This window comes from Paenibacillus silagei, from assembly GCF_017874735.1.
GTDB classification, from domain to species: Bacteria; Bacillota; Bacilli; order Paenibacillales; family Paenibacillaceae; genus Paenibacillus_AQ; species Paenibacillus_AQ silagei.
In genome coordinates, this window is the sequence record NZ_JAGGLV010000003.1 from 124,598 (window position 1) to 141,459 (window position 16,862).

Consider the following 16,862-nt stretch of genomic DNA (forward strand, 5'->3'; position numbering starts at 1 on the left):
ACCAAGCGTTTATATTAAAAGAAAAGAAGGAGTGACGAAATGGCAGCATTACTTGAAGTAACCAACCTATGCAAGACCTATATCGTCAATAAAAGTCAGAATAATGTTCTGCGGAATATCAATTTCTCGCTTCATGCCGGGGAGTTCGTGTCTGTCATGGGGCCGTCCGGTTCGGGCAAGTCTACGCTGCTCTATACCGTCAGCGGGATGGACCGCCTTACGGCGGGCGAGGTGGTATTTGACGGGGAGAGTCTCTCGCAGCTCTCTGAGAAGGGCATGGCTGAACTGCGGCTGCACAAAATGGGCTTCATCTTCCAGCAGATGCATATGCTGAGCAATCTCTCGGTTTATGATAATATTATTCTATCAGGCTATGAGTCGCTGAGCGGCAAGAGAGGCGGACAGGGACGCAGCCGCAGCGAGGTGAATCAATATGCCGATGAGCTGATGCGGAAGCTGAACATTATGGAGACAGCGGGCCATGACATTACAGAGGTGTCCGGCGGACAGCTGCAGCGGGCCTGCATCTGCCGGGCGCTCATCAACAAGCCGGCTATGCTGTTCGCGGATGAGCCGACAGGTGCGCTCAATTCCAAAGCCGCACAGGAGGTCATGTCCGAGCTCTGCCGGATCAACCGGGAAGGAACAACGCTGATGGTGGTTACTCACGATGTAAAGGTAGCCGCGCAGAGTGATAAGGTGCTGTATATGGTAGATGGCAATATTCAGGGTGAGCATGTGCTGGGCAAATATATACCGGAGCAAGGTCCGAGGGAACGTGAACGCAGCCTGACCGGCTGGCTGATGGAGATGGGCTGGTAAGAAGCTGCAAGCAGCAGGAGGAGAGAGCCGTGGCGGATATTCTGATCATTGAGGATAATGCGGAGCTGGCGGAGGTGATGAAGGATTTTTTGCAGGTGGAAGGATATTCTGTATGCAGTATGGCCTCTGCGGAAGAGGGCTTGGCTTATTTGGAGACGAATGCCGTCAAGCTGCTGCTGCTCGATATTATGCTGCCGGGGCTGGACGGCTTCGCCGTATGCAGAATCGCCAGGGAGAAGTTCAATCTGCCGATTCTGATCATGAGCGCACGCCACGGGGATGAGAGCAAGATTATCGGGCTTGAGCTGGGTGCGGACGATTACCTGGAGAAGCCCTTCTCGGCTCCTCTTCTGACGGCGAAGGTCAAGGCGCACCTGCGGCGGAGTTATGAGATGAACGAGAACAAGCTGCTGCTGACGGATGGCGAACTTACAGTGAATCAGACCGCAAGAGTAGTATATAGAAGCGGGCAGCCGCTCGGGATGACAGCCAAAGAGTACGAGCTGTTGGTCTTGCTGATGAGCAACAAGGGCAAAGCGCTTCGCAAGGAGTGGCTGTTCCAGCAGGTATGGGGGGCAGACAGCTTCAGTGAGCCGTCCACGTTGACCGTACATATGAACAAGCTGCGGGACAAAATCGAACATAACCCCAAAGATCCAAGGCGCATCGTTACCATCTGGGGAGTGGGATATAAATATGAAGGCATTTAACAGGCTGATGCTCTGGGCGTTACTTCTCGGGCTGACGTTCATAGCGGCTCTTAATGGATATGTATCCTCCAGGGAGACAGGGACGGCCGGGAAGGCTTACCGGATAGAGATAGGCCGTATCTATGAGCAGGTGCAGCGAGGAATTCCTCCGGAGGAACTGCTGCCTGATCTGAACAGGTATACCTACGTGAACGGCTTAAGCTGGATCGGGAAGGAGGCGGGGCCGGATGAGGTTCAGCGCTTTTTTGCCGGTATCGGGGTGGAGGACAGCAATGAATTCATGGTCAAGCCCTTGTATGCGGATCAGCAAATCGCAGGATACTTAAGGTTCTCTTACCGGATGCCCGGGCCGGATGTTCATGCGCTTCTGGTTCTAGATCTGTTCCTGCTGGCGGCGCTTGGAGCCGTGATGGTGCTGCTGTTCTACATCCGTAAGCAGATTCTGCGGCCGTTCCATTCTCTGCAGGAGTTGCCTTATGAGTTATCCAGGGGGCAGCTGAGCATAGGTATGAAGGAGCACCGTAGCCGGTACTTCGGCCGGTTCGTGTGGGGGCTGGACCTGCTGCGGCAGACACTGGATGCCCAGAAAGAGACGAATCTCCGCCTGGAAAAGGACCGCCAGACGCTGATCGCGTCCCTCTCGCATGAGCTTAAAACCCCAGTCGCCACGATCAGGCTCTACGCCAGCGCCCTGGCGGACAGCCTCTATGACAGCGAAGTCAAGCGGCAATCGGCCGCCCGGCTGATTGGTCAGCAAGCAGAACAAATGGAGCAGCTGATCGGCGGGATCATCACCGCTTCCGTCTCTTCTTTGCAGAATGTAGAGGTGGTACCGGGAGAGTTCTATCTCAGCGGGCTGGTCGGCAAGGTCATCCGTAACCATAAGGAGCGGCTGGAGCTGCTGAAGATGGAGCTCACGGCAGGTGCTTATCAGGACAAGCTGCTGCTTGGAGACGAAGAAAGGCTGCATGAGGTGCTGAATAATCTCATTGAGAATGCCATTAAGTATGGAGACGGCAGGTCGATCTCTATTACCTTCCGCGAGGAGGATTACCGCCAGCTGATTGTGATCGAGAATTCGGGAGAGCCGCTGCTCCTGAGCGAGCTGCCCCATATCTTCACCAGCTTCTGGCGCGGGTCCAATGCGGACGGCAAGCCGGGCAATGGCCTCGGCCTCTTCATCTGCAAGCAGCTGCTGCAGAAGATGGGCGGCGATATCTTCGCGGAGCCGCTTGAGCGGGGTATGCGGTTTGTACTGGTGCTGCGGTATTGAAGTGAGATACATACATGGAGGGAAGCGTAATGAATGAGCTGAATAAGCTTTTGGAGCTGCAACCTGAGAATTTTGCTGCAGTTTATGATTTTTATGCCGGTAAAAAGCATCACCTTCCCGCCTTATCCGTCCTGCTGGAGAATTATCCCGGGCGGGTATTTGCTGATCATACGGAAGCACCAACACTGGCTGTGATATGGGCTACGGGGAGATGGATGTATGCTGCCGGAGATATCAGTACTGAGATCAATCGGCTGAAGCTGATGGTTTTTTTGCAGACGGTAGTCGTACCTGATTGCCAGCAGAGGCAAGAGAAATGGTTCGAGATCTATACGGATGATAGTGATTCATGGACGGAACTATTGAAGCTTGGGATTGCCGGGCTGAGCGTAGACAGACATATGGAGTCGGTCTATGAGTTCAATATCGAACGATTTGTTCAGCTAAAAAACAGGCGTGCTGCTATCCCCTTGGAGGGAGATTTATCTGTCGCCTACGAAGAATTTCCTGTTCTTACCCTACCGGAGCATAATAGGTCTGCAAGAGATGACAGGTTCGTTGGGCTGACTGCCACGGGTGCTGTAGTGAAGATTAGGGATAAGGTAGTTTCCTTTTGCAAAAATAACGGCTTCAGCGTGAATAACAGGTACTTCATTGATGTAGATACTTATGCAGAATCGGAGCGCGGGAAGGGCTATGCTACGCTCGCCGCTGTATCGTTAATCAGCCACTATCTCGATCAGGGAATGCTTCCCTTATGGGAAACAACGCATGAGAATATGGCTTCACATAAGCTCGCGCTGAGGCTCGGCTTCGAGCCGGTGGAGAGTTATCCGGTATTTGCTTTTGTTATGGAAGGATAATACCTATTAACGTAAAGGAGCGGTATTGATGAAGAGGTTAGTAATCCTTACAGTCGGTAAAACGCATAGCGGGAAGACCACATTTGGTAGAGAATTAGAGCGGCGCTTACCTGAATCAGCCGTTATTGACCGGGATGATGTTGCTGAATTCATCAACTCTCAGTACGAAAGTCTGCTGCCCAAGCAAGGGGCGAATACGCTCAAGGACGCTCTGACCCGAACGTTAGTGGATTATGCCGTCCATGAATCGGAGAAGCACATCATCATGTGTAACAATAACTCCAATAGGGAAGGCAGACTGCGAATGCTGGATTGGTTTCACCAGAAGGGATTGCTTAGTGTGCTGGTATATTTCAATCTGCCCGATGAGCTGCTGTATTCGCGTATAGCGAGTAGTGAACGGAGCACAGCTATCCTTAGAAAATCAAAGAGCTTCGATGTAGTGCTGACCCGGCAAATCGCGGATTTACAGAAGGGGCAGGCTGAGCCGCCAACGGAGAGGGAGTCGGAGTATCTGTTTGTAATCAACGACAGCGATGAAGTACCCGGCACGATTCAGAAGATCGTCCAGATCGCAGGCGGGAAGTCCATATGAATGTTCGTTCGCCGCAAGGACGACCATGCTTCAAGTTCAATCCGGCTGCCAACTGGACCTGACTGCCCAAACCCTTCATAATAAGAAGAGTTGTGAACGGTTCCACACAAACTCATAAACGGAGGTTCATAGAATGAAATACCGCGAGCTGGGAAATACGGGTCTGTCTGTCAGTGAGGTCAGCTTTGGCACTTGGGCGATTGGCGGGGACTGGGGGAATAGTAAGGATGAGGACGGGCTGAGAGGCTTGCAGGCGGCGATGGAGCAGGGCGTGAATTTCTTCGATACGGCAGATGTCTATGGCGGAGGCCATGCGGAGGAGCTGCTCGCCAAGGCGACCCGGGGCAAGCAGGATGAGATACATATTGCCACGAAGTTCTGCCGCGCCGGTGATATCCATGACCCGGAGAATTACTCCGCGCGCCGGATCAGTGAATACTGTGAGCAGAGCCTGCGGCGTCTGGAGCGGGAAGCGATTGATCTGTATCAGATCCACTGTCCGCCGATGGAGATTCTGCGTGATGGGAGTGTGTTCGCGGCGCTGGACCAGTTGAAGGCCGAGGGTAAAATCCGCCACTACGGCGTCAGCGTAGAGACCATCGAAGAGGGCTTGCTCTGCCTGGAGCATCCTGGTGTTGCGGCGCTTCAGGTGATCTTCAATCTGTTCCGGCAGCAGCCGGCACAGGAGCTATTGCCGCAGGCTGCTGCCAAGGGTGCAGGCATCCTGGTGCGCCTGCCGCTGGCCAGCGGTCTCTTGACCGGCAAATTCACGCCGTCCAGTACCTTCCAGGACAACGACCACCGCAAGTTCAACGCGAACGGGGAGCAGTTCAATGTGGGCGAAACCTTTTCCGGGCTGCCTTTTGTTAAAGGTGTAGAACTGGCGCAGAAGCTGGATTGGATCACTGAAGGACGTGGCAATATGGCACAGGCCTCTATGCGCTGGATTCTGGACCATCCGGCCGTCAGCTGTGTGATTCCGGGCTTCAAGAATGAGTCTCAGGTGAACGATAATCTGGCCACTCTGGATGTACCCTCCTTCAGCCCTGGGGATATGGAGCGCCTGGCTGCCTTTTACCAGTCAGAGGTGGTTCCGCATATTCGTGGAGAGGTGTAGCGGTACTCTATGAATATAACTGTCGGACTACTCGCCCATGTAGATGCCGGGAAGACGACCTTCGCCGAGCAGCTGCTCTACCATACCGAAGCCATCCGCAGCAGGGGGCGTGTGGACCATCAGGATACGTTCCTGGATACCCATGAGATTGAAAAAGCACGCGGGATCACCGTCTTCGCCGATCAGGCGGAGTTCACCTATAAGGATGCCCGCTATTTCCTGCTGGATACGCCGGGCCATGTCGATTTCTCCCCGGAGATGGAGCGCTGTCTGCAAGTGCTGGACTATGCAGTGGTGATTCTCAGCGCGGTGGAAGGTGTAGAGAGTCACACCGAAACGCTCTGGCAGCTGTTGCGCCAGCACCGGATTCCCACCCTGTTCTTCATTAATAAAACCGACCGTGCAGGGAGTGATCCTGAACGGGTCCTGGAAGAGATCCGGCAACTGCTTAGCGGTGATGCCTTGCTGTTGCCGGAGCAGCCGGAAGCAGCATGGACCGAGGAGATGAAATCGTTCCTTGCCGAACGCGACGAGACGCTGCTGGAATCTTATCTTGAAGGCACGCTGACGGACAGCGATTGCCGCAGTGCGCTGAGGTCTATGGTGAAGTGCGGAGAGATTTTTCCGTGTATGCAGGGCTCTGCGCTGCTGGACCAGGGCGTGGGTGAATTTCTGGAGGTTCTGGATGCGCTCACGTTCACGGAGTACGATTATACGCTGCCTTTTGCCGGGAGGGTCTACAAGATCCGCCACGATGCCAGAGGCACCCGCATCACCTACATCAAAGCCCTTCAAGGCGTGCTGAAGAACCGTGAGTTCTTGACGTATGGACCCGAGTCAGAACAAATATCCGAACGGATTACCGGAATCCGCAAGTACAACGGTACTGCTTATAGTGCTGCGGACTGGGCCGCCGCCGGGGAGCTGTTCGCCGTTGTAGGCCTAAGCTCCGTGCTTCCGGGTGCGGGAGTGGGCGCACTTCAGGACGCGCAGGGCAGCGGACTTATTCCCACCTTGAAATCCAAGGTACTCTTCAAGCCGCCCGTGCACCTGAAGGAGCTGATGCATGCCTTCGGACAGCTCGGCGCGGAAGATCCGTCACTGAATGTAAGCTGGGATGAAGATCTTCAGGAGCTGCATATTCAAGTGATGGGCGGGATACAGCTTGAAATTCTTGAGCAGATTGTGGCGGAGCGGTTTCAGCTTAAGATCTCTTTTGGCGCGCCGGAGATTCTCTATAAGGAGACTATTGCCGGTACGGTCTATGGCTGCGGGCATTTCGAGCCGTTGGGCCACTACGCCGAGGTTCATCTGATGCTTGAGGCCGGGGAGCGCGGGAGCGGGATCACCTTCATTAACCGCTGCCACCCGGATGATCTGGCGGCAGGCTATCAGCATCAGATTGAGCAGCATCTGCTGGAGAGCGGCCATCACGGCCTATTGACCGGTTCCCCGCTGACGGATCTGAAGATCACCCTGCTTACGGGAAGGGCGCATAATAAGCATACGAGCGGCGGCGATTTCCGGGAAGCGGCTTACCGCGCGTTGCGCCAGGGGCTGGAGCAGGCAGAGAATCTGCTGCTGGAGCCGGTCTACGACCTGAAAATCCGGATAGATCCGGACGATGTGGGAAAGGTTATGAGTGATATCCAGCAGGCTGGAGGCCGCTTCAATCCCCCGGATATCACACCGTCCAAGGCCGTAATTACCGGCACAGTTCCGGCGGCAAGCTTCATGAATTACGGAGTGAGACTGGCAGCGATGACGCAGGGCAAGGGATCGATGTCGCTCAGAGTAGCCGGATATGAGCCCTGCCATCAGACCAAGACGGTGGTGGAGCAGCGGAATTATAATAAAAATGCAGATCCGGCCTACTCCTCGGCGTCTATTTTTTGTGCCAAGGGGGAGGGATATGCTGTACCCTGGGAAGAGGCCGGACAGCATATGCATATTCAAGCAGCAAGCAGGAACGGGTACACGGTTCTTAAGAGAGCAGTGCCGTTTCAGCGTGAAGTAGAAGGAAAGGTGCAGATTGACAATGACTAATGTAATAGATAAGGTAGCCTGGATTTACGTCGTAGACGGCAAGGTGCTGGGCGCGCGATCCAAAGGTAAAGACACTTATTATTTTCCCGGCGGCAAGCGGGAGCCCGGCGAGAGTGATGCAGAGACTCTGATCCGTGAGGTTGAGGAGGAGCTGTCCGTTCAGATCCTGCCGGAGACGATTGCGGAGTTCGGAAGCTTCGAGGCTCCGGCCCATGGCAAAGCGGAAGGCGTGCTCGTGCGGATGACCTGCCTTACCGCAGATTTCACAGGTGAGCTTGCCCCGGCTTCGGAGATTGAAGAGCTGGCCTGGTTAACCTATAAGGACATAGACCGGGTATCGGCGGTCAGCGTCATCATCATGGACAAGCTGCGGGAGATGAGCCTCATCTCCTGAATATAGAAGAGAGAGTAAGCCCGTTTTGAGCCGGAACCCGGCCTGAAACGGGCTTGTTGTCTCTTTAGCAGGGCGATGCAGGCGGCGAGGCGAGTACACTTTTACCAAATAGGACATATGTCCTTCCACAATCCGGCGAACTGGCTTTTAATAAGTACAGAGAAGCAAAAAGAGGAGAGAGACAGATGAGAGGGATTATATTCGCATTTTTGGCCGGGGCCTGCATTACACTTCAGGGGGTGGCCAATGCCAGAATCAGTCAGGATATCGGCACGTGGCAGGCGGCAACCATTACCCAGCTTACCGGATTCATTATGGCGTTAGCGATAGCGCTGGTGGTACGGGACGGCAAAAAGCACGGCTTCCGCAAGGTACATCCGTTATACATCAGCGGCGGCGGTCTGGCCGCCTTCGTGATTTTCAGCGAGGTGACTGCGATTCAGAACATCGGGGTTACGCTGACGATCTCGGCGCTGCTGATTGCCCAGCTCTGCCTGACGTTTATCATTGATATCCGGGGCTGGTTCGGAGTCGTCCGGCAGAAGATGAAGCTGCCGCAGTTTATCGGCATCGGGATGATGATTCTCGGGGTAGTCGTACTGAAGTTCTAAACGAAGGGGGCAAGAGATATGTTAACAGGATTAGTACTTGCACTGATCGCGGGGGCGCTGGTCAGTTTACAGAATATTTTCAACGCCAAAGTCAATGAGCATACAGGCTCTTGGTCGACCACTACACTAGTGCTGGGCATGGGCTTCGCCGCTTCCCTTGTCATGGGGCTGATTATGGAAGGGAAGAATATGTTCACGCTGCAGCACATGCAGCCTTGGTACTGGTTAAGCGGAATGATCGGCGTGGGGGTCGTGATCTGCCTGGTCCAGGCCACCAGAATCCTTGGCGCCACCTATGCCATCTCGATTGTACTTACTGCCCAGCTCGGCTTCGCCTTGCTCTGGGATTCACTGGGCTGGCTGGGCCTGGCGAAGGTTCCGTTCTCGTTCAACCAGCTGATCGGCGTGCTTATTATCGTAGGCGGGATATTGGTGTTCAAGCTGGGCGGCAAAAGCGATGCCAAAGAGCCCGCCGGGACGCCGGGTTCCGGCAAGCCGCAGGGGGCGCTGCATACGGATTAACGGAAGTAATGCATTAACGGAAGAGAGCGTGCCCCGCAGGAATGCGGATGGCACGCCCCTTACACCACTTCACTCTCACCCCTGCCCGAGTGAAGCGACCCTTCTGCCCGCCAGAGCGTGCTGCCAGCGCTGGTAAGTCTCCCAGGCCTGGCCGTTGTCCAGCAGAGGCTTGCAGGTATAGACGCCTTCCTCAATAGAATTCACACGCCCGGCGGCATGCAGTCTGGCAGCGGCGTTCAGCAGCGTCTGGTTGTAGTAGGCCATATGCCCGCCGCCTTGCAGGACCTCTTCTGCCGTACGGAGCTGCCGCAGAGCCGTCCATTCCTGCTCAGCAGGTACGGGAACCTCCAGGCCAAGCGAGTCGGGGTCGATGATATCCAGCTCCGCCGCTCCGTCCTGAATCCGGTATACGCGGTTCGGCCGGTCAATGTACAGATCCTCCGAGCCTTCCACGCCCTGCACCACCAGCCCGCGCTGATAGCCGAGCTTCACTATGAGCCGGGAGATTCGGTCGAATACCGTATTATGGAATATCCCGAATACAATAAACGGCGAGCAGGAATAGTCGATCAGCTTCTCAGCCGTATTGAAAATCGTCCGCATCCCAATGTCCTCACGTAGTCCGCGAAGCTCCCCCAGCGGCGGGCACCACTGCTCCGACTTCACGAACAGAACCCCGCTGGCTTCGGCGGCATGAACCGCGTCGCTGCGGCGTAGTCCGGCTACATCCACTCCGCTGGCCTGGATAATATCCTGTAGCGTAATTCCCCATTTGGGCGGCAAGCCCGCTGAACCATGCAGGGTAACCGGCAGACCTGCGGCTGACAGCAGAAAGGCCGTGGGGAAGGTAGCGATGAAGGAATGCACTCTCCCGTCATACGGACCGGCGCAGTCGATTCCCTGGTGAACAGGCTCACGGAAGGCGTATTTACGGCAGACTGCCACAAAAGCCTCCAGCTCCTCCAGGCTCTCCAGCTTCATGCGCTCTGCGATCAGGAACGCGCCGATCTGGACCGGTGAAGCAGCCCGGGTGAGTATGGCTTCCGCCGCATATTCGGCTTCTCCGTAGCTTAAATCCTTCGCACCGCGTTTGCCGCGGGCAACTTCCTTGAGAATATTAATCATAGGGTGTTCTCCTTAAGTTTGATTCTGCAGCATCTGGTAGACCTTGACGATGGAGGTTGCTACATCCACGATCCGTTTGCGTTCATTCATCGCCTGCTTGCGCAGCAGGTCATAGGCTTCCGATTCGCTGATGTTCTTGGCCTTGGACAGAATGCCTTTGGCCATATCGATCCATTTACGTTCTTCGATCCGGGATAGCAACTGCTCCCGTTCCTTCAGCCATTGCTTGCGCTCGAAGCATTGCCTGGCACTGAAATGCAGCGTCCAGTGAATCTCCGGCGGCTTCATGGCGGGGGACAGAATACCGTCCACCATGATATCGTCGCCGCAGGCAGAGACGGAGAGGTTAGCGGTATGCGGGGTACACCACCAGATTACCGGCGCGATTCTTTGCCGCACCAGCAGGGATCTCCAGTGGCTGATATCCGTCACCGGAAGATTGAGGATGAAGGCGTCGGCATCGCCGATGAACGGAGCGGCCTGCTCCGGTGACGCTGCGGTTCCAACTACATAGCCGCAAGAGCTTAAGATGTGATCAGGCCCATCAGAGGAGCGCGCTTCTGCGGGATTCTCTGTTCCAGCAGGTTCTATTACGAGCAGGGAATGCATGGGGGACGACGCTCCTTTTACCTAAGAATAGAGACATCTTGTATAATTGCAGATAATCCAATTACAGGATAGATTATGTTATATTATATAACACTAATCCAGCGTTATTGTCGATAAATTAAATTAATTAAATTTTATATGTCATAATTATTGACGTATCGTAGACGGCTGTAGTATAGTCGTTTTAACAAATTCAACAATTCACGAATACAACGATGTATTCGGCTGAAGCGGCAATGGCGCCTGCTCTCACTTATATCGCTTACGGGAAATGTATCTTTTCCGGGCGGGGTGAAGCGGGCTATTTCTGTTGTGCACCTGGAGAGGAGAGAGATACAGATGACAGTGAAGCGTAAAAAACTAATATTAGTCGGCAATGGGATGGCGGGGGTCAGAGCCATTGAGCATCTGCTCAAATTGGCGCCGGAGGCCTACGAGATTACGATTTTTGGCACAGAGCCTTATCCCAACTATAACCGCATCATGCTGTCTTCCGTGCTGGCAGGCGGGGCAAGCCTGGATGAAATCGTAATTAATGATCTCGAATGGTACCGCAGCTTCAATATTACCTTGTATACGGGACACACAGTAACTTCTATTGATACCGCTGCACGTACAGTCTATACGAATAAAGGAGTTACCGCCGCGTATGACGAGCTGATTCTGGCGACCGGCTCTAATCCCTTCATGCTGCCGATCCCCGGAACGGAGAAGGAGGGCGTCATTGCCTTCCGCGATATCAAGGATACGGAGATCATGCAGGACGTTTCGCAAAAATACAGCAAAGCGCTTGTCATCGGCGGCGGTCTACTCGGATTGGAGGCGGCCAGAGGGCTGCTGCATCTGGGGATGGACGTCTCGGTGGTTCACATCCACGAATATATTATGGAGCGTCAATTAGACGAGGCGGCATCCCGGATGCTGCGGGGAGAGCTGGAGGCTCAGGGCATGAAGTTCCTGCTGAAGAAGCAGTCGGAAGCCATTCTCGGCAAAAAGAGAGTCAAAGGCCTGCTGTTCGCAGACGGCGAGATGGCGGAGGCCGATCTGATCGTGATGGCGGTCGGCATCAAGCCGAATGTGGAACTTGCCCGCAGCAGCGGGATTGAGGTGAACCGGGGCATCGTGGTGAACGATTATATGGAGACCAGCCTGCCCGGCATTTACGCCGTAGGGGAATGTGCAGAGCATCGCGGAATTGCCTACGGCCTGGTAGCGCCGCTATATGAGCAAGGCGCTGTGCTGGCCAAAAGACTGGCAGGCGCTCCCACAGAGGGCTATGCCGGTTCAGTCACCTCAACCAAGCTGAAGGTATCTGGTGTAGATGTCTTCTCAGCGGGACAATACAACGAGCAGCCCGGAACAAAAGCGCTCCGGTTCCAAGATGAGACGGAGGGAATCTACAAGAAACTGGTCATCCAGGAGGATAAGCTGATCGGCGCTGTCCTGTTCGGTGATACGAATGACGGCGCGCAGCTCTTCTCGATGATCAAGAAAGGCGAGAATATTAAGGGGCGCGAGAAAGAGCTGCTGCTCGGCTTGGAGGCCGATGCGCTGGCTGCGCCCAAGGGCAACCGGCTGGAAGGGATGCCCGATGACGAGATCATCTGCGGCTGCAACGGAGTAACGAAGGGAACCATTGCCGAAGCGATTACCGCCGGCGGCTGCACCAGTGTCGGCCAGATCAAAGCCTGCACCAAAGCCTCCGCCTCCTGCGGCGGCTGCAAGCCATTGGTAGAGGGACTGCTCCAGCTCTATGCCGGAGAGGCTGCCGTTACAGTCAAGGAGGGAATCTGCGGCTGTACGACGCTCGGGCGGGATGAGATTGTCGCTGAGATTAAGCGGATGAAGCTGACTACGGTGAAGGAAGTCATGCATGTATTGTCCTGGAGCAACGAGGAAGGCTGCCCGAAATGCCGCCCTTCACTGAACTATTACCTGGGCATGCTCTGGCCGGAGGAATACGTGGATGAGAATGAATCCAGATATACGAATGAGCGCTACCATGCCAATATCCAGAAGGACGGAACTTATTCTGTGGTGCCGAGAATCTATGGCGGGGTCACTTCTCCGGCGGAGCTGATCAAGATAGCGGAGGTCGCGGTGAAATACGATGTGCCGCTGGTCAAATTCACCGGAGGGCAGCGACTGGATCTGCTGGGCGTGAAGAAGGAGGATCTGCCGAAGATGTGGGAGGAGCTGGATATGCCTTCCGGGCATGCCTACGGCAAGACGCTGCGCACCGTGAAGACCTGCGTAGGCTCCACCTTCTGCCGCTTTGGGACCCAGGATGCGCTGGGGATGGGCATTCGGCTGGAGAAGGCTTTTGAACGGCTGAATGCGCCGGGGAAGGTGAAGCTGGCTGTATCCGGCTGTCCGCGCAACTGTGCGGAAGCGACAATCAAGGACTTCGGGGTGGTGGCGATTGACGGCGGCTGGGAGCTGCATGTCGGCGGCAACGGCGGCGTTCATGTCCGGGCGACCGATCTGCTCTGTGTGGTGAAGACCGATGATGAGGTCCTGGAATGGGCAAGCGCGTTCCTGCAGTATTACCGCGAGCAAGCCGGATGGAACGAACGGACCGCACAGTGGATCGAGCGCGTGGACCTGGACAGCATCAAGCAGGCGCTGGAATCACCGGAGGAACGGGCGGCGCTGGTGGAGAGAATTCAGAAGACGCTCAGCCTGACTACCGATCCATGGAAGCAGATTGTAAATACCCCGGAGCTGCGCAAGAATTTTGAAGTGATCTCGTTACCCGAGACGGTCTAAGGAGGAACCGAAATGACAATGACCAAACTGCTAATCGGCAACCTGAATGAGGTAGATATCAAAGGATCACGTAAATTACGGGTAGGAGATACTGAGATTGCCTTGTTCCGGCTAAGCAGCGGAGAGGTGCTGGCGGTGGAGAACCGTTGTCCGCACAAGGGCGGCCTGCTCTCGGAGGGCATGGTCTGCGGCTCCAAGGTGCACTGCCCGCTCCATGACTGGCGGATCGAGCTGCATACAGGCGAGGTGCAGGCCCCCGATACGGGACATGTGACCACCTATGAGGTGGAAGTCGATTATGCCACAGGCAACTTGTACTTAACGATCTAATTCATTCATACAGGGACAGTATAAGGGGGGATTCATAATGGACTATGTCAAACCAGGCGAAGTGCTGGGCTCCATGATTGAAGCGGGAAAAACCAAAGCAGAACTGGGCATCATGCAGCTCATTGTCCGCGGCAGTCTCGGCGGTGCCATTCTGGCATGCGCCACCACACTGGCCTTCACCGCAGTGGCACAGACCAAGATCCCTATGGCGGGCGCGATTCTTTTTCCGGTAGGCTTCGTAATGATTATTCTCCTCGGACTGGAGCTGGTTACCGGAAGCTTCGCCTTGATTCCGCTGGCCGTGCTGGAGAAGCAGACCACCATCAGGCGCATGCTGGGGAATTATTTCTGGGTCATTCTTGGACATTTGATCGGGTGTGCCATCTATGCCGCATTATACGGGCTGACGATTACGAAGATGGGGACCGATCTGTCGAATCCCATGGTGCAGACGCTGATTACGGCAAGTGAAGGGAAGACGATTGCTTATCAGAGCCTGGAGGCAGAGGGACTGGCGCTGGCCTTCATCAAGGCGATGCTCTGCAACTGGATGGTTACGCTGGGTGCGGTGATGGCGATGACCTCGAAATCCACCTCCGGCAAAATCCTCGCCATGTGGCTCCCCATCCTGACCTTCTTCGGACAGGGCTTCGAGCACACGGTTGTCAATTTCTTCGTCATTCCGGCGGGGATGATGCTTGGAGCGAATGTGACGTTGGCGGACTGGTGGGTCTGGAACGGCATTCCGGTGCTCCTCGGCAACTTCGCGGGCGGTCTGCTATTCACGGGCCTGCTATTCTACTTATCGCAAAAAGGCAGCGGGTCGCAAAAAGGCAGCAAACCCGGAGCAACTGCGGGAGCAGAGCTTCCGGGACGCGGAGAGGCGGGGCTCGCGGGCACACCTGCCCTGGAGAAAAGCGTATGAAGCAGGGCAGCATATCTATTGTAGGCGCAGGTCCGGGTGATCCCGAGCTGATTACATTGAAGGCGCTGCGGCACATTCAATGTGCCGATGTGATTCTGTACGACCGGCTGGTGAACGAGGAGCTGCTGGACTATGCCCGGGGCGATGCCGTGCGCATCTACTGCGGTAAAGCGCCGGGCCTGCATTCGATGCCGCAGGAGACGACAGAGCGGCTGATGATCCGCTATGCCGCAGCCGGAAGCCATGTAGTCCGGCTGAAGGGCGGCGACCCGTTCGTGTTCGGCAGAGGCGGGGAAGAAGCGTTGTCCGCAGCTGCAGCCGGTATTCCCTATGAGGTGATTCCGGGAATCACCTCGGCGGTCGGCGCAGCCGCTTCTGCGGGCATTCCGCTGACCCATCGCGGTGTGGCGGCCTCCTTCGCCATCGTGACTGGCAGCCGCTACCAGACCCAAGATTCGCCGCTGCGTTGGGATGCGCTGGCCCATGGTGTGGATACGCTTGTGATTTATATGGGCGTAAGCAAGCTGGGGGAGATCTGCAAGGAACTGCTGGTACACGGCAAAGATCCGCAGACCCCGGTTGCATTAATTGAGAACGGAACAACGGTGCGCGAACGGATCGTGACCGGCACGCTTGGCAATATCGACAAGGTCGCCGCCGCGATGAAGATCAGCAATCCGGCCATGATCATTATCGGTGAGGTGGTCCAGGTCAGAGCGGAGCTGCTGAATCTGGAGGAAGCCGTACGTTCGCAGATCGGGTGAAGCAGAATAGGGCAGGCGCCCACATCTCCGGGCAGTGAGCCGGGTTATGGCAGCGCCTGTTTCTGTGTTATATTCAGGAGGGAGATTATATCGATGATGTGGCATGCTGCGCTGAAAGTCATATTTTCACATTCACAGTGACTGCTGTCACACGGGTCTGCGCAGATTAGGGACTATACTTGTCGCCTACAGATACAGCATAACGGACAGGTTGTCCTGAAGGGAGAAATTACAGATGCAGATTGAGCTTAATGCAATGACCCGCGAACGGCTGGAGCAGAGTCTGGCCGGGAAGCCCGGGCAATTCAAAATGTTCTACGATACGGAGGACTGCGGCTGTAATGGCATGCTGGTCATCCGGGTAGTCAGCGAGCCTTCGCCGACAGATATTGTGTTTCAGACCGAGCCCTTTACCTTCCTGTGTGACCGCCAGCAGGAATTGCTGTTCGATGACGTGATGCGCCTCGAAGCAGAGGCCGGGTATCCGGCCTACAAGCTGACGAGTGATTCCACCTTATTCGGGAGCAATATCAGGGTGCAGGATGCACGGAGCTGAAGCAATAAAGATAGTTTAAGAAAAGAGGCCATCTTCTCGTAGCATGCGGGGGATGGCCTTTGCTAATAAGCCGTCCATCCGCCGTCTGCGGTAATGACTGCCCCATTCACAAAGCCTGCTTCTTCTGAAGCCAGGAACAGAGCGAGCTGTGCGATTTCTGCGGGCTGGCCCATCCGCGGATTAAGCGCCATGCCCGGCTGTGTACGTTCCATGCCAAAAGGATTGATATGAGTCATGGTTGAACCAATATTGGTCTCCACACCGCCCGGCGCAATCGCATTGCAGCGGATTCCCTTGGCAGCATACATGAATCCGGTATTCTTCGTAAAGCCGATAACTGCATGCTTCGAGGCTGTATAAGCCGCACCGGCACGGGCACCGAACAGACCGCCTACCGAGGCTACGTTAATGATAACACCCTGTTGCTTTTCCAGGAAAATAGGCAGTACCTTACGCGTAGCACGCATCACCGAAGTTGTATTGACAGCGAGAACCCGCTCCCAGCTCTCATCCTCAATATCACCCGCCGGTTCAAAGTTATCCATGATCCCCGCATTATTCACCAGAATATCTACCGTGCCGTAGGTGTTGACTGTACTGTCGATCAGATTCTGGATATCAGACTCATTTGCAACATTGGCTTGTACCGCTATGGCTTCCCCGCCACCAGCTTTAATGTCACCGGCCACCGTCTCTGCAGCCTCCAAATGAATATCCGCCACTACGACCTTGGCCCCTTCCTTCGCATACAGGACGGCAATCGCCTTCCCCATCCCGGATGCCGCCCCGGTTACTACAGCTACTTTGTTGTGAAGTCTCATATATGTACCT

Annotated in this window: 18 protein-coding genes; 15 read left to right on the forward strand and 3 right to left on the reverse strand. The window is 55.2% G+C overall.

The window, feature by feature from the left end; genetic code table 11:
• The first annotated feature begins 39 nt into the window (after positions 1-39).
• From J2Z70_RS06055 to J2Z70_RS06100, 10 genes are all read left to right on the forward strand, one after another.
• Positions 40-822: an ABC transporter ATP-binding protein gene (locus J2Z70_RS06055; RefSeq protein ID WP_209870450.1), complete on the forward strand. Its 783-nt coding sequence runs from the start codon at positions 40-42 to the stop codon at positions 820-822.
• A 29-nt stretch (positions 823-851) separates the two neighbouring features.
• Entirely contained in the window at positions 852-1,532 is a 681-nt protein-coding gene (locus J2Z70_RS06060; RefSeq protein ID WP_036728619.1) for a response regulator transcription factor, read from the forward strand.
• Positions 1,519-2,805 (forward strand): sensor histidine kinase, encoded by a 1,287-nt coding sequence (locus tag J2Z70_RS06065; protein ID WP_209870453.1) that lies wholly within the window; start codon positions 1,519-1,521, stop codon positions 2,803-2,805. Before J2Z70_RS06060 ends, J2Z70_RS06065 begins: the two co-directional genes overlap by 14 nt.
• 29 nt (positions 2,806-2,834) lie before the next feature.
• Positions 2,835-3,668, forward strand: a complete 834-nt coding sequence (locus J2Z70_RS06070) for a GNAT family N-acetyltransferase (RefSeq protein ID WP_209870455.1) — start codon at positions 2,835-2,837, stop codon at positions 3,666-3,668.
• Between the two features lie 28 nt (positions 3,669-3,696).
• Positions 3,697-4,263: an ATP-binding protein gene (locus J2Z70_RS06075; RefSeq protein WP_209870458.1), complete on the forward strand. Its 567-nt coding sequence runs from the start codon at positions 3,697-3,699 to the stop codon at positions 4,261-4,263.
• Between the two features lie 133 nt (positions 4,264-4,396).
• Positions 4,397-5,380 carry an aldo/keto reductase gene (locus J2Z70_RS06080; RefSeq protein ID WP_209870461.1) on the forward strand — a complete coding sequence of 328 codons (984 nt, stop codon included), beginning with the start codon at positions 4,397-4,399 and terminating at the stop codon, positions 5,378-5,380.
• A 9-nt stretch (positions 5,381-5,389) separates the two neighbouring features.
• Entirely contained in the window at positions 5,390-7,426 is a 2,037-nt protein-coding gene (locus J2Z70_RS06085) for an elongation factor G (RefSeq protein WP_209870463.1), read from the forward strand.
• Positions 7,419-7,820, forward strand: coding sequence for an NUDIX hydrolase (locus tag J2Z70_RS06090; protein WP_036728610.1), 402 nt, complete (start codon positions 7,419-7,421; stop codon positions 7,818-7,820). The genes J2Z70_RS06085 and J2Z70_RS06090 overlap by 8 nt, the downstream gene beginning before the upstream one ends.
• Positions 7,821-8,005: 185 nt before the next feature.
• Positions 8,006-8,431 (forward strand): DMT family transporter, encoded by a 426-nt coding sequence (locus J2Z70_RS06095; protein WP_036693966.1) that lies wholly within the window; start codon positions 8,006-8,008, stop codon positions 8,429-8,431.
• An 18-nt stretch (positions 8,432-8,449) separates the two neighbouring features.
• Positions 8,450-8,953 carry a DMT family transporter gene (locus tag J2Z70_RS06100; RefSeq protein ID WP_209870464.1) on the forward strand — a complete coding sequence of 168 codons (504 nt, stop codon included), beginning with the start codon at positions 8,450-8,452 and terminating at the stop codon, positions 8,951-8,953.
• A gap of 75 nt (positions 8,954-9,028) precedes the next feature.
• Here J2Z70_RS06100 and J2Z70_RS06105 read toward each other — a convergent pair whose 3' ends face one another.
• Both J2Z70_RS06105 and J2Z70_RS06110 read right to left on the reverse strand, forming a co-directional pair.
• Positions 9,029-10,078 carry an anthranilate phosphoribosyltransferase gene (locus tag J2Z70_RS06105; RefSeq protein WP_209870466.1) on the reverse strand — a complete coding sequence of 350 codons (1,050 nt, stop codon included), beginning with the start codon at positions 10,076-10,078 and terminating at the stop codon, positions 9,029-9,031.
• 12 nt (positions 10,079-10,090) lie between these two features.
• Positions 10,091-10,687: an ANTAR domain-containing response regulator gene (locus tag J2Z70_RS06110; RefSeq protein ID WP_209870468.1), complete on the reverse strand. Its 597-nt coding sequence runs from the start codon at positions 10,685-10,687 to the stop codon at positions 10,091-10,093.
• A 339-nt stretch (positions 10,688-11,026) separates the two neighbouring features.
• Here J2Z70_RS06110 and nirB point away from each other — a divergent pair, with 339 nt between their 5' ends.
• From nirB to J2Z70_RS06135, 5 genes are all read left to right on the forward strand, one after another.
• Positions 11,027-13,456 (forward strand): nitrite reductase large subunit NirB, encoded by a 2,430-nt coding sequence (nirB, locus tag J2Z70_RS06115; protein WP_245368021.1) that lies wholly within the window; start codon positions 11,027-11,029, stop codon positions 13,454-13,456.
• A gap of 18 nt (positions 13,457-13,474) precedes the next feature.
• Positions 13,475-13,786 (forward strand): nitrite reductase small subunit NirD, encoded by a 312-nt coding sequence (gene nirD / locus J2Z70_RS06120; RefSeq protein ID WP_209871050.1) that lies wholly within the window; start codon positions 13,475-13,477, stop codon positions 13,784-13,786.
• 37 nt (positions 13,787-13,823) lie between these two features.
• Entirely contained in the window at positions 13,824-14,711 is an 888-nt protein-coding gene (locus J2Z70_RS06125; protein ID WP_209870469.1) for a formate/nitrite transporter family protein, read from the forward strand.
• Positions 14,708-15,475, forward strand: a complete 768-nt coding sequence (gene cobA / locus J2Z70_RS06130; RefSeq protein ID WP_209870472.1) for a uroporphyrinogen-III C-methyltransferase — start codon at positions 14,708-14,710, stop codon at positions 15,473-15,475. The genes J2Z70_RS06125 and cobA overlap by 4 nt, the downstream gene beginning before the upstream one ends.
• A 235-nt stretch (positions 15,476-15,710) precedes the next feature.
• Complete coding sequence (locus tag J2Z70_RS06135) at positions 15,711-16,031, forward strand: iron-sulfur cluster biosynthesis family protein (RefSeq protein WP_076086617.1); 321 nt, start codon at positions 15,711-15,713, stop codon at positions 16,029-16,031.
• A gap of 62 nt (positions 16,032-16,093) precedes the next feature.
• Here the strand turns inward: J2Z70_RS06135 and J2Z70_RS06140 are convergent, their stop codons facing one another.
• Entirely contained in the window at positions 16,094-16,852 is a 759-nt protein-coding gene (locus J2Z70_RS06140; RefSeq protein ID WP_209870475.1) for an SDR family oxidoreductase, read from the reverse strand.
• Positions 16,853-16,862: the final 10 nt, after the last annotated feature.